The organism is Planctomycetota bacterium, assembly GCA_026387035.1.
GTDB lineage: Bacteria > Planctomycetota > Phycisphaerae > FEN-1346 > FEN-1346 > JAPLMM01.
This window is the reverse complement of record JAPLMM010000189.1, coordinates 1-10,226: the sequence shown is the minus strand read 5'-3', so window position 1 is coordinate 10,226 and position 10,226 is coordinate 1. Positions and strand designations below refer to the sequence as shown.

At 68.9% G+C, this 10,226-nt stretch carries 8 protein-coding genes; 6 read left to right on the top strand and 2 right to left on the bottom strand.

The window, feature by feature from the left end:
* The first annotated feature begins 272 nt into the window (after window positions 1-272).
* The 6 genes from NTX40_06780 to NTX40_06755 all read left to right on the top strand — a co-directional run bounded on the left by NTX40_06780 (window position 273) and on the right by NTX40_06755 (window position 8,783).
* Entirely contained in the window at window positions 273-1,586 is a 1,314-nt protein-coding gene (locus NTX40_06780; GenBank protein ID MCX5648784.1) for a hemolysin family protein, read from the top strand.
* On the top strand, window positions 1,586-2,608 hold the full coding sequence (locus NTX40_06775) for a CNNM domain-containing protein (GenBank protein MCX5648783.1): 1,023 nt from the start codon (window positions 1,586-1,588) through the stop codon (window positions 2,606-2,608). Before NTX40_06780 ends, NTX40_06775 begins: the two co-directional genes overlap by 1 nt.
* A 227-nt stretch (window positions 2,609-2,835) precedes the next feature.
* Window positions 2,836-5,505, top strand: a complete 2,670-nt coding sequence (locus NTX40_06770) for a hypothetical protein (GenBank protein MCX5648782.1) — start codon at window positions 2,836-2,838, stop codon at window positions 5,503-5,505.
* Between the two features lie 33 nt (window positions 5,506-5,538).
* A complete protein-coding gene (locus NTX40_06765; protein MCX5648781.1) occupies window positions 5,539-6,333 on the top strand; it encodes a fumarylacetoacetate hydrolase family protein in 795 nt (264 codons plus the stop codon).
* Between the two features lie 36 nt (window positions 6,334-6,369).
* On the top strand, window positions 6,370-7,998 hold the full coding sequence (gene nadB, locus NTX40_06760; protein MCX5648780.1) for an L-aspartate oxidase: 1,629 nt from the start codon (window positions 6,370-6,372) through the stop codon (window positions 7,996-7,998).
* Window positions 7,999-8,159: 161 nt separating this feature from the next.
* Entirely contained in the window at window positions 8,160-8,783 is a 624-nt protein-coding gene (locus tag NTX40_06755; GenBank protein ID MCX5648779.1) for a class IV adenylate cyclase, read from the top strand.
* 238 nt (window positions 8,784-9,021) lie between these two features.
* On the opposite strand, the gene NTX40_06750 is transcribed toward NTX40_06755, so the two are convergent.
* On the bottom strand, window positions 9,022-9,714 hold the full coding sequence (locus NTX40_06750; GenBank protein ID MCX5648778.1) for a hypothetical protein: 693 nt from the start codon (window positions 9,712-9,714) through the stop codon (window positions 9,022-9,024).
* A gap of 38 nt (window positions 9,715-9,752) precedes the next feature.
* Window positions 9,753-9,932: an SAP domain-containing protein gene (locus NTX40_06745; protein MCX5648777.1), complete on the bottom strand. Its 180-nt coding sequence runs from the start codon at window positions 9,930-9,932 to the stop codon at window positions 9,753-9,755.
* Window positions 9,933-10,226 lie beyond the last annotated feature (294 nt).

The following is a 10,226-nucleotide window of genomic DNA, read 5'->3' as shown; positions in this document are numbered from 1 at the left end:
GCGAAGGAATCGTTCCAGGAAATCCTCCAGATTGCTGACGCCCTCGTGCCCGGCCACGACAACCTGTTTCTGTGCCGGACGGGCGGGGGGTTGGTCTGACGGCTTGAATCCCGCGCGGTTCGTTCTACAATTGACACGGCAATGAAGAGCGAGGAAGGCGGGTCGAGGCTGCGGGAGGGCTGCGAACCCGCTCGACAATTCGCCGGATCCATCCTTCGTGAGGGCACGCCGCGAACGGGCCGCAGGGTCCGCGAGCGGCGCGGGGGTCGGCCATGGTAGAGGTTCTGTCGGCGTTTTCCTTCCATCTGGCGGCGATGGCGCTGCTGCTCGGCGCCTCGGCGTTCTTTTCGGGGTCCGAGACGGCCCTGTTCTATCTTTCGCGCGACCAACTGCGTCGGTTCCGCACTTCGGGAAACCCGCTGCGGTCACTTGCAGCGCGGCTGATGGACGATCCGCGGCAGGTGCTGGTGACGGTGCTGTTTGGGAACATGACGGTCAACGTGGGCTTTTTTGCGATGAGCGTGATGCTGGCCCACCGGATCGGCGAGCGATTTCCGGGACAGGCATGGGGGTGGCGGGTCGGCATCTTCATCGTCGCGCCGCTGCTGGTGATCGTGTTCGGCGAAGTGACGCCGAAGAGCCTGGCCGCCACGATGCCGGCGCGGATCGCGCCGTGGGTCAGCCTGCCCTTGACGCTCCTCGGTTGGGTGGTCCTGCCGCTGCGCATGGTCCTCGGCTACGCGGTAGTGGGCCCCCTGCAGCGTCTGATCACGGGGCGGCGGCCCGTCCCGCGGGCCCTGGTGACGACGGACGAACTCCAGGCTATCGTCGAGGTGTCGGAGCGCGAAGGGGCCGTCTCGCGCGACGAAAGCGAGATGCTCACCGAAGTGCTGGAACTGGCGGAACTCAGGGTCCGCGAGGTCATGAGGCCGCGCGTCGAAATCGTCGCCTGCGACGTTCGGACGCCGACGGCCCGGGTGCTGGACCTCTTTCGCCGGTCGCGCCACACGAAGATCGTGGTGTACGAGGGTGGGATTGACGAGGCCCGCGGCGTCGTGTACGCGAAGACGGCGTTCCTGAACCCGGACCGTCCGCTGGCGGTCCTCGTGCGGCCGGTGCATTACGTGCCGGAGACGAAAACGGTCGAGAGCCTCCTCCAAGAGTTCCGGGCGAAGCGGATTCAGTTCGCCCTCGTGGTGGACGAATACGGCGGCGTGGCGGGCCTGGTGACGCTCGAGGATTGCCTCGAGGAGATCGTCGGCGAGATCGAGGACGAGACGGACCGGCCCGGCCCGGAACCCGTCCGCCGGCTCGGCCCCGCGGAGTACCTCCTGGCGGGGAACCTTTCGATCCGCTCGTGGGCGGACCTGTTTGACCAGGACCGGCCGGACGTCGGCGGCCGGTACTCGACCGTCGCGGGGTTCGTGACGAGCCTACTGGGGCGCGTGCCCCGGCAGGGCGACACGGCCACGTGGCAGAACCTGGAGTTCACGGTAGAGGAGGTTCACCGGAGGCGCGTGATGCGCGTCCGCCTCCGCCTGCTTGACGCGGCCGGCGGCGCGCCGAGCGAGGAGCCAAACGCCTGATGGAAACGCTCCGGATGCTCCTGGTGCGCTTCGGGCCGTACTTGGCGGCGCTGGCCGGCATCCTGGTGGCGGCGGTGGCCAACGGCATGGAGACGGGCATCTACCGGCTGAACCGGATCCGCTTGCGTCTGCGGGCCGAAGCCGGCGACCGCCGCGCTCGCACCCTCGCCGGCCTCCTGGGCGACGTGCGGGGCCTTATCGTCGTCTGCCTGGTCGGCTACAACGTCGGCGTGTACGTCACGACGGCCTTCGTGACGACGCTCGTCGAAGGCGCCGGGTGGGCTCAGGGTCCCGTCGGCGTCGAGATTTTGGCGACGGTGCTGCTCGCGCCGATCTTTTTCGTCTTCACCGATGTGACGCCGAAGAGCATCTTCACCTACGAGGCCGACCGGTGGATGTACCGCCTGGCGGGCCTGCTGTGCGGGGGCTACGTCGTGCTGCGGTCGGTCGGCCTGGTGCCGGCGCTCAAGGGCGCGAGCACGCTGGTGCTGCGGATTGCCCACGGCCGGGAGGGCGCCCGCGCCAACCCGTTCCATCCGCGGCAGCGCCTGCGGGCGTTCCTGCGCGAGGGCGCCGCCGAAGGCGTCATCACGGGCTACCAGGATGAACTGGTGGAGCGGGTGCTGGCGCTGCGCGAGCGGCAGGTGCGAGACGTTATGATCCCGCTGGCGCGCGTCACGGCCGTGGAGGCCTGCATCGGCCGCGAACAGTTTGTCGAACAACTGCGCGCCCACTCCTACAGCCGGTTGCCCGTCTGGGAGGGGCGGAAGGACCACATCGTCGGCATCGTGCACATCAACGACGTCCTCGGCGCCGAATCCGGGCCGTTCGACCTGGCGCTCGCGATGACGCGCCATGTGGTCGAGGTTCCTCCGGAGATGCCGGTCGGCCAGGCGATGTTCCGGATGCGCGCCGCCCGGTCGGCCATGGCCGTCGTCCGCAACACGCGCGGGCGCGCCGTCGGGATCATCACGATCAAGGACCTCGTCGAGGAAATCGTGGGTGAACTGGCGGCCTGGTGAGCGGGAAAAAGAGGACAGGAGTCTTTTCCCAGCACTGGCGGACGAGCCACCAGCCGGCCACGGCACGAGCCGTAGCCGTGCCAGGGTGCCACCCGTTGCGGAAAAGGCTCCTGTCCCTCTTTTTCCACGCCCGGCACCGTTGATGTCCGCCGCCTTAACTTTTCGGTTGAGCGTTGCGTCGGCGGCGCTATAATCTGGGCTCGCCTTCTCGTCGCAGGAGACGCCGGATGCGTGGCGTATGGATCCTGGCTTTGGCCCTCAGTCTGTCGGCCGCGACAGCGCGGGCCCAGACCGCTCCCGAAGAAGAGATCGGGAACCCGCTCGGGCTGACACAGGCCCAGCGCGAGGTGCTTCTTCAAGTGTTTCGCCGTCACGTCTTCGCCGAGCCGGCGGCGGCGCCCGAAGGGTCGCTCGGCGTCCGTCTGGAGCCGACCGTTCCCGGCGGGTTCTACCGTCTGGACACCGACCTGCCGCCGAGGCTTCGCGTGACCATCCGGTCGCCCGGGTCGATGGAACCGGTGCGGCTCCAATACCGGGCGGAGGATTTCTACGGCCGGAAAGTGGCCGAGGGGACCCTCGTCTCGGCGGTGCCGGATGCCGCCGGCACGGCGACCGCGAATCTTGTGCTGAACGAACTGAAACGGTTCGGCTATTACCACGTGGTGGTGACGGCGACGGCGGGCGATCGGAAGGCTGGGGCGGCAAGCGGCATCGTTCTGGTGCAGCCGGCCGACGAGACGCCTCAGCCCAAGAGCCCCTTCGGTCTCGTGGCGCCGGGGGGGGCGGCTTCCGGCGACCTGGCGGAAGTCTGCCGCCGGCTCGGCGTGAGGCACGTCGCGCTGGATGTTGTGGACGGCCGCCACGTCGCCAACCTTCCTTCCGTCGGCGAAGTTCCGGAGAACTGGAAGCCCGAGTTTCAGTGGGCCGGCCCTGATCGTGAACTGAGCGCCGCCGTCGGCCCCGGAGCCGTGCCGACCGGCGTCGTCCGCCTCAGCCCGTCGGGCCGGGATCTGTTCGGCGTGCCGGGGCTGTTCGGGTTTGTGTCGGTTGCCTGCATGCAGCACTACGCGTCGCAGGTCGGCGAGTGGCAACTCGGCCGCCCGTCCGACCTGGGCGCCCTTTCGCCCGAGGTTTACCGCGGGCGGATTCGCGAGGCGATCGACGCCGTGCGCCGAAGCGGAGCGGCCGCGTCGCTCTGGGTGTCGGCCACGCCGAAGCAACTGGTGGACGTTCTGACCGAAGGCCCGGCTTTGGCGGGCGCCGACGGCGTGAGTCTGGTGCTTGATGCCGGGGCCCGGGCGCCGAACCTGCGGAGCGGGGCTTACCGGCGGAGTTTGGACTATGCGCGGCAAGTGGCGAAGCGGATGGGCGTCGGGCGCGTCGCGGTCGGCGCGACGGGCGACGACCCTGCCGCCGTCACGCCCCAGCAGCAGGCCTGGAAACTCGTGACGCGCCACATGATTGCGGTTGCGGAAGGGGCCGAACGCGTCTTCGTGTCGTCGGGCGAGGGCGCTCGGACGCCGACGGCCAGCGCGGCAGCGTACGCCTGGATGACGCACCTCTTGGCGGGCGGCAAGTACGAGGGCAACCTCTGGCGCGACGTCCCGCTCCTGGAGGCGCACCTCTTCTCGACCCCCGAGCGCGAAGTGGCCGTCGTCTGGTCGTGGATCGGCCCGAACCCGGCTGAGCCGGAGCAGGGGACCCTCGTCTTCGAGGAAGGCACGCGCCTGGAGGCGTGGGATGTCGTCGGCCGGCCCATCGGCATCTGGAAAGGGCCTCGCTTCGTCGTCCCGTTCGGCGAGGCGCCCGTGTACATCACGAGCAAGTATCCGCAGACGGGTTTTCTGCGCGACCGATTGCGGCGGGCGGACGTCGTCGGCCTGGAACCGGCGACCGTCTGGATCGAGAGCGTGGCGCGCGGCTCTCTTCCCGGCCGGGTCCGCGTCTGGGTCTGGGTCCAGAGCCAGCGACCGTACCGCGCGGACGGCCTGGTGGGCCTCCTGGTCCCTGCGGGGTGGCGATCCCGGCAGGCGAAATACGGTTTCGGCCTCAACCCGGGCGAGGCGAAGGAGTTTACGTTCGAGTGCGATGTCTCGGAAAAAGCAGGAGCCGGGCCGTATGCTATCGAGGTCGCTGCCACCATGGACGACACCTGGGTGCGAAGGACGCAGTACGTCCAGTTGGCCCAGACGCCGGAGCGGACAATCACCGTCGGCGACGGCCTGCTGAACTGGGACGGCATCCGGCCGGTGCGCGTCGAGAGCGAATCGAGCGGCACGTTTGCCGACGTCTGGACCGCCTGGGACCGGCAGAACTTCTACTTCGCCGCCGCCGTCCATCGCAAGCGCGCGGGCTACCGCGGCGGCGCGAATGCCTTCGACGGCGACGCGATTCAACTCGGCTGGGGTACGGGAGCCCGAGCGGACGACGACTTCGGCCATCGCGGGGTCGGCAAAGCCCTTCCGGCCGGGGCGTTTCGCGATACGGACCACCTGGTGGCCCTCGCGTTCGGCCGGGAAGGCGCCCGGGTCATCCGCCTGCGTCGCCCGGGCGTCGCCTTGCGGGCCCACCTGGCGGAGAACATGGATCCGTGGTATGGGCCGGTCGAGGGCGCGCGGGTGGTCATCGGCCGCGACGAGGAAGCGGGCGTCACGATTTACGAGGCAGCGATCCCGATGAAGGAACTCGCACCCCTCTCGGGCGGGCGGGACCGGCTCTACCGATTTGCGTTTCGGATCGGCGACGGGCCGAATCCGCCCCTCGATTGGGCGCGCGAGGCGGGGGTGCCCGATTACCTCGCGAACCCGGCGAGTTTCCTGCCGGTTTCCGAGGCGAGCCTCCCGTGTCAGACGTACTGGATGATGGTGGGCCCAAGGCCGAATCCGTCAGCCAAGTGAGCGAGCCGGGGCGGGTGCGAAGAAGGAGATTCGATGAGATTGGTGCGATTCCTCGTCGGCAGTGAGGTGCGCTACGGCATCGTCGAGCAAGACCGGGTGCGCGAACTCCTCAGGCCCTACTGGGAAGGTGTGATGCCGATGCAGACGACGCACGCGCTGGCAGAGGTGCAACTTCTCGCGCCCTCGCGGCCGGCGAAGATGCTTTGCATGGGCCTCAACTACCGCGACCACGCCGAGGAAATGGGAAAACCGCTCCCCGACGAACCGGTGCTCTTCATGAAACCGACGACGGCCCTCCTGGGCCCCGGCCAGCCGATCGTTTATCCCCGGATGGCCGGCCGCGTGGACTACGAGGCTGAATTGGCGATCGTCATCCGCCGGCGCTGCCGAAGCGTCCCGCTCGAGGAGGCCGACGCGTGCATCCTCGGCTACACGTGTTTCAACGACGTGACGGCGCGGGACCTGCAATCGAAGGACGGTCAATGGACGCGCGCCAAATCTTTCGACACGTTCGGCGTCGCGGGCCCGTGGATCGAGACCGACGTGGGCGACCCGAACCGCCTGGCCATCACCTGTCGCGTCGGCGGCGAGGTCCGCCAGCGGTCGAGCACCGACCGGTTGGCGTTCAACTGCCAGTTCCTCGTCTCGTGGTGCAGCCGCATCATGACCCTGGAGCCGGGCGACATCATCGCCACGGGGACCCCCTCGGGCATCGGTCCCCTCGAGCCGGGCGACACCGTGGAGGTCGAAGTCGAGAATGTCGGCGTGCTCTCGAACCCGGTGGTTGCTGAACGCGAGAAAGGGTCCAAACCGGCACGCGTGGTTTGAGGGCGAGGCGCCCGCGGTCACACAAAAGAGGATTCCATGCGACGTGCTGCACAAGTGCGACGATACCTGACCGCGTTTGACACGACCCGCTTGCCTCAGGTCTTCACCGACGTGGTGGTCGTGGGCGGGGGCGTGGCGGCGCTGCGCGCGTGCATCGAAATGGCGCCCGCCCTCCAGATAACGGTCCTCCTGAAGGGCCGAACGAGCGACTCCAACAGTTACTACGCGCAGGGCGGGATCGCGGCGGCCGTCTCCCCGGAAGATTCCGTCGAGAGCCACGTCGCCGATACGCTGGCGGCCGGCTGCGGCCTGTCGGACCCCGAGGTCGTCCGCCGCGTCGTCGCCGCTGCTCCCGACTGCATCCGCGAACTCGTGAAGTGGGGAGCGGCGTTCGATTCCGCGGGCGGCGCCCTGAGCGCGGGGCGCGAAGGCGGCCATTCCGCCGCACGCGTCGTCCACGCCCGCGGCGACGAGACCGGCAAGGAAATCACCACCACCCTCCTTCGCCGCGCCCGAAAGTTCGAGCGCCTGGACCTGCGCGAAGACACCTTCGTCATCGACCTCCTCTCGGTCGGCCGGACCGTCGTCGGCGTGCTGGCCCGGCATCCGAAACAGGGCCTCTTCGTCGTTCGGGCGAAGCGAACCATCCTGGCCACCGGCGGCACCGGACGCATGTACCGCGAGACGACCAATCCCGAGGGGGCGACCGGCGACGGCCTGGCCATAGCCTACCGCGCGGGCGCGACCCTCGCGGACCTCGAATTCGTTCAGTTCCATCCCACGACCCTCTACATCGCCGGCGCGAGCCGACACCTGATCTCCGAAACCGTCCGCGGCGAAGGCGGACGCCTCGTCGACAAGACCGGCCGGGCCTTCATGGCCGATTACCATCCCCAGGGCGACCTGGCGCCCCGCGACGTCGTCAGCCGCGCCATCCTCGACCACATGCGAAAGACCGGCGCCACGCACGTCTTCCTGGACCTGGCGCCGCTGGGGCCCGGCGTCCGCCAGCGGTTCCCCGGCATTGCCGAGGCGTGCGACCAGTTCGACATCGACATCGCGCGCGACCGCATCCCCGTCCGCCCCAGCGCCCACTATATGGTCGGCGGCGTGCAGGTGGACGGCGACGGGCGCACGGATCTGGAGAACCTGTATGCGTGCGGCGAAGTGACCGCCACCGGCCTGCACGGCGCGAACCGCCTCGGCTCCAACAGCCTTCTGGAGGGCTTGGTCTTCGGCCGGCTGGCCGGCCGGCGAATTTGCGAGGAACTCGCCCGAGGAACGGCCGGCTCCGGCGGCCCGGAACGGATCGCGAGCGACGTCGCGCGCTCCACCCGCGGAGAACTCAACCTCGGCGACGTGCGGAACAGCCTGCGGGCCGTCATGTGGCGGAACGTCGGCATCGCACGCCGCCAGGACGACCTCACCGAGGCCGAGGGCCTCATCGAGTTCTGGCAGAGTTACGTCCTCGACAAGGTCTTCGAGGACCCGACCGGCTGGGAACTTCAGAACATGTTGGCGCTCGGACGCCTGATGGCCCACGCGGCTTTCTTGCGGACCGAGACGCGCGGCGTGCATTATCGGTCGGACTATCCTGACCGCAACGATGCCGAGTGGCGGAAGCACATCCTGATGAGGCACGGCGAGGCTGTCCGCATCGTCTAAGCGGTCTGGGGTAAATTCCGTCAACTTGGCGCGCGGCGGGTTCGCCGCCCCGCTTGCGGGGCGCTGGTCCCGGCGCGCCGGGACGCGGGGCAAGCCCCGCGGCGAACCCATCGCGCAAAACTTATCTCAAACCGCTTGGTCGCCGGCGCGGGGAAAAGGCCGTGAGCGAGGAAATCGAAGCCAAGGTCCGCATCGCCGACCCGGCGGCCTTTCGCCGACGAATGGCCGAACGGAGCGAAAGCGGCGGCGAGACGGTCTTCGAGGATAATCGCCTCTTCGACGACGCGGCGGGAACGCTCCGCCGGCGCGGAGCCGCCCTGCGCGTTCGCGAGGAGCGCCCGGCCGGCGGCGGCGAACCGCTCCGCGCGACGCTCACCTACAAAGGCCCGCGCGCGGAGAGCGAACTGAAGCGCCGCGAAGAAATCGAGATCGAAGTCCGGGCCGCTCCCGGCTTCGCCAGGGCATCCCGCCGGGACGCCGAGGCGACGCCCGGCGCGCCGGGACTGGCCCTCATCTTCCAGGCGATGGGCCTGCGGGAAACCTTCCGATACCAGAAGCGGCGCTCCGTCTGGCGCGTCGGCGAGTGCGAGATCGCCCTCGACGAACTCCCGTACCTCGGATGGTTCGTTGAAATCGAAGGGCCGACCGAACGGGCCGTGCGGGCAGGGCTCGAGGCCCTCGGCCTGGCCGACGCCGAACTCCTCAGCGCCGACTACATCCACCTCTTGACGGAGCGGTTGAAATCGCTCGGCCTCGACCCGTCGCGAGCCTTGTTCGAGGCCTGATCCCACATGGTTAGCCGCGACCAGGAGGGGAGCGTGGGTTTTCACCGCAGAGAGCGCAGAGGACGCAGAGAACAGCAAGGATCGGGGAACGGCAAACGACATGTTTTGTGAGCCGCTGTCGTTTGCCGTTGCCTTTTCCCCCTTTTCGCCGTTCTCTGCGATCTCTGCGTTCTCCCCATGTAAGAAAGGGGCCCTTCCCGTAGGGACCTTCGGCCGGGCTGCGGTGAAGAACACGGCATTAGTTGCTGCCGCGTTTCCAGAACTCCCACCATCGCCGGCCGACGCGGCGGCGCGCGGTTTCCTTGAGGGCCTTGCGGAACTCGCGCTGCTCCATCGCATCCGCCTGCTGGAGTTTGTCGATCGTCGGCATTTTCGTGAGCATTGCCTCCAGCGACTCGCGCCGGTAAGCGTCGGGGTGCTTGGCGACTTTGCGCCGGCTGGCGTCCGACCATAGAGCCTGCGGCGGGAGGGCGTCGTCGTTCGGCCCGCAGAACTTGAGCGCTTCCTCGATGCACCCGCGGGCGTCCAGGAGCGACTGGACCCGCTCGGTCGGGCTCTTCAGCCGTTCGATCCGCTCGAGGTAGAATCGCGCCAGGTCTATCCACTCGGCGGCGTCGACGGCCTCGGAAGGGTCGTCCGTCGGATTGATCTCGCGGATCGGGGCGGGGCGATCGCGTTTCGTTTCTCCCACGAGCGCGAAGTGAAAGGTCCGCTCCTTGCCGCACTTGGCGCACCGGGCCGTCACGTGGTGGACCAGCCGGTTGCCCGTGCGCTGCACTATCTGCTCGTGCGAGAACCAGGGCCCGCCGCACGCGCACTTCCGCACCATCAGGTGAAAGTACTCTTCCTGGACGCTGTGGATGCGGACAAGGCCGCCGGCCGGCGGTTCCGACGGATCCGGACGTGGACCCGCATGGGAGGTGTCGGCCAACGGGGCCTCCTTCGAGTGGTGCGTGAGCGACTCGGGGCCTACCTGCAGTCGCTTCGCCAGGCGCAGGCCAACTGCCCGCAGGTCTGGCTTTCGCCGCGGTTGAAGCAATCGCGGTTGCCCTCGGCCTGCTGGATCTCGCGGACGAGGGATTCCTTGCCCTTGCGGAGGCTGTTGATGCCGAGGGTTTCGGCCCGGGCCCGGATCTCTTGCATTTTCATGTCATACCTCCCCCGGCGCTGTCCTGACTGCCGAGCGAATGTTCGGCGCGGCTAGAACATTTCCTTGAAAGGCTGTTTCTAATTGACCGGGCCCGTCGGCGCGGCCGGCGTTGGCTCGGGTGCGGCCGGCGTTGGCTCGGGTGCGGCGGGCGTTGGCTCGGGGGCTGCCGGCGTTGGCGCGGGCGCGGCCGGCGTTGGCTCGGGTGCGGCGGGCGTTGGCGCGGGCGCGGCCGGCGTTGGCGCGGGCGCGGCCGGCGTTGGCGCGGGCGCGGCCGGCGTTGGCTCGGGCGCGGC